The 2,796-nt window shown below is 60.8% G+C and carries 4 protein-coding genes; all 4 read left to right on the forward strand.

The genetic code is table 11. From position 1 onward, the window contains the following. On the forward strand, positions 1-907 hold a 907-nt coding region (locus EN893_RS27375), incomplete at its 5' end, for a glycosyltransferase (protein ID WP_128361927.1). A gap of 290 nt (positions 908-1,197) precedes the next feature. Beyond that, complete coding sequence (locus EN893_RS27380; RefSeq protein WP_127267659.1) at positions 1,198-1,596, forward strand: hypothetical protein; 399 nt, start codon at positions 1,198-1,200, stop codon at positions 1,594-1,596. A gap of 149 nt (positions 1,597-1,745) precedes the next feature. Then, complete coding sequence (locus EN893_RS27385) at positions 1,746-2,603, forward strand: family 16 glycosylhydrolase (protein WP_127267658.1); 858 nt, start codon at positions 1,746-1,748, stop codon at positions 2,601-2,603. Positions 2,604-2,670: 67 nt separating this feature from the next. Beyond that, positions 2,671-2,796 (forward strand): 3-hydroxyacyl-CoA dehydrogenase NAD-binding domain-containing protein (locus EN893_RS27390; protein ID WP_164901149.1); only part of this gene is annotated, 126 nt, incomplete at its 3' end.

Below are 2,796 nucleotides of genomic sequence, written 5' to 3' on the forward strand. Positions count from 1 at the left end.
TGTCGATGATGCCTCCACCGACGACCCCGCCGATGTCGCACGATCCGCCGATGATGGCAGCGGGCGGCTCTCCGTGATGCGCCTCGATGTCAATCGCGGCCCCTCCTTTGCCCGCAACGCAGCCATCGCCGGCTCGAAATCGCCGTTCATCAGCATTCTTGATGCCGACGATTTTTTCCTCGAAGGCCGGTTTCGCAACCTGTTTGCCGGGGCCGATTGGGATTTCGCAGCCGACAACATCATGCTGATCAGGGATGATGCGACGGGCGACGCGACGAAAATCGTCGCGCCGCAATTTGCCGCCGATCCGGAATTCCTCGATTTCGAGCGCTTCGTCGAAGGCAACATCTCCAGGCGCCGCGTGCAGAGGGGCGAACTGGGCTTCTTGAAGCCGGTGATAAGCCGTGCCTTCCTCCACCGCCACGGGTTGAGCTACGACGAGAGCCTGCGGCTGGGCGAGGACTATGAACTCTACGCCCGCGCAGTCGCATGCGGGGCGCGGTTCAAGGTCATTCGCTCCTGCGGCTACGGCGCCGTCGTCCGCGCCGATTCTTTGAGCGGCCGCCACAAGACTCAGGACCTGAAGCGTTTGGCCGATGCGGATCTGGCGCTGCTGGCGATCGACAGTCTGCCGGAAGGCTCGAAGGCGGTGCTGCGGCGGCATGAACGGCACGTGCGCGACAAATATCGGCTGCGCAATTTCCTTGACGTCAAGGCTGAGCGGGGGCTGGCATCGGCCGCGGCTTACGCTTTCGCCAGCCTGTCCAACCTCGTCCCCATCGTCCAGGGCGTGGCTTCCGACAAGCTCGAGGCGCTGTTTCGTCGCGTCGGCCTTATGTCCAGCCAAAAGCCTGTGCCGCCGCGGCGCTTTCTGATGGCTGGAACCAGCATGGGCAAGGAACGCTGAGAGCGAGGCCCGAGGCCTGCGGTTTGTCCGCTCGCGACACGTCATCACGCAAACCATTTCGGCTGGATTTATGAGTTTACGAATTGGGTGGTTGCCTCGCGGCTCCGACGATGGCAGTCTATGTTGCGGTGCAGCATATTGGACGACCAGCCGAACTGGCCCCCGATCGGATTGGTCCGATGTCTCTCCTTCAGAGGAGCAGGACAATGCAAGGCGAGTTTTTGAGCCCCGGCTGCGGGGATCGGCCAGAAGCCCGGCCCACAAGCCGGCGATGACAGGAACCTGAGCCCATGGCCTCGATATTCGGTTTCAGATCAAGGGATCCGGCCCGCGACCGGCAGGCCGATGTTTCACGTCTTGATCGTCTGGCAAAGCTGTTCGAACAAATTGCGGCCGAGATCGAGGCCGAAAGAACCGGGCTTGAGAATCGCTACCGGACAACGTCGACCAACGCCGCCTTCCTGGTCGAAGCCATGGAGAACGGCTCAGCTTCCGACAAGCGGTCTTCGGAAGTCAGCGCACTGACACAGTCAATCCTGAATTGCGAACGCCGCATTGCAGCGCTGTCGCGCCAGGACGGCATGATGAAAGAGCTCCGTCATTCGCTGGATATGGTCTTCGACGAGGACGCCGATTCGGCCGCCGCCTCGGCGGAATTCGCCTGGCCGGCAGGCGCCGGCAGAGGTTGAAACGTGAAGGCTCGGAACTGTTGCAACAGATTTGATGCAAGGCGGGAAGCAATCGAGAGGGTCACAGGGAAGGTCAAGGTTGGCCCGTTCAGGAGCGGTTCGCACGTCGACTTTGGGTTGGGGACACACAGCGCAAAGGTGAGTTTGATATGAAGTCGAATCCGAAACCTACGACGGCAATTGACGCGCCGCCTCTCGCATATCGGACCGGACAAGCCGCCTGGCGACGGCTGGGGTCGCTCGGTGCGTTGCTGCTGGCTGCTCTCGGCGGTTTCCCGGCAACCCCTTCCTACGCCCAGGACATTCCGACATCGCCGTCCTTCGTCGATGATTTCAAAAGCTTCGATCGTGCGCGCTGGTATGTTTCCGACGGCTGGAACAACGGCAGCCATCAGAATTGCACCTGGTCGAAAGGCATGGTCGAACTGTCGAATAATGTGCTTTCGCTCGGCTTCGAAAAGCAGACGCTGAAGGATCGCGACTACGTCTGCGGCGAGATCCAGACCAAGCAGCGCTTCGGCTACGGCACCTATGAGGCACGGCTGAAGACCGATACCGGCTCCGGCCTTAACGCGGCGTTCTTCACCTATATCGGTCCCAGCGACAAGCAGCCCTGGGACGAGATCGACTTCGAGGTGCTGACCAAGGACACCTCCAAGGTGCAGGTCAATGCCTATATCGCGGGCAAGGGCAAGAACGAGAAGCTGGTCGACGTGCCGGGCGGCACGGAGAACGCCTTCAACGACTACGCCTTCGTCTGGCAGAAGGACAGCTTGCGATGGTACGTCAACGGCCAGCTGGTGAACACGATTACCGACCCGGCGAAGCTGCCCAGCCATGCACAGAAGATATTCTTCAGCTTTTGGGGCAGCGATACGATGAAGGGTTGGATGGGAGCGTTCGCGGATCCGGGCCGCAAGCTTTCCCTGCAGATCGAGCGGGTTGCCTTCACGGCGCTCGGCGAACCCTGTCAATTTCCGGAATCGCTGGCATGCAGTGTAAAGTAGTTGGGAAAGTCGATTTGAACCGGCGGGACCGAAAACGGTCCGCTGCCTTGCATGGGAATGAAACCGAATGAATTTGACGGTGTTTGGAATTGGCTATGTCGGCCTCGTGCAGGCTGCGGTCCTTGCCGAAGTCGGGCATCAGGTGGTGTGCGTCGACATCGACGCCGCCAAGGTCGAGCGGCTCAACCAAGGG

Source organism: Mesorhizobium sp. M7A.F.Ca.CA.004.04.2.1, from assembly GCF_004022825.1.
Taxonomy (GTDB): Bacteria; Pseudomonadota; Alphaproteobacteria; order Rhizobiales; family Rhizobiaceae; genus Mesorhizobium.

Bases quoted from the DNA above. Each gene is read 5' to 3' on its own strand.
- EN893_RS27380 (WP_127267659.1), top strand. From the start codon at position 1,198: ATGGCCTCGATATTCGGTTTCAGATCAAGGGATCCGGCCCGCGACCGG.
- EN893_RS27385 (WP_127267658.1), top strand. From the start codon at position 1,746: ATGAAGTCGAATCCGAAACCTACGACGGCAATTGACGCGCCGCCTCTC.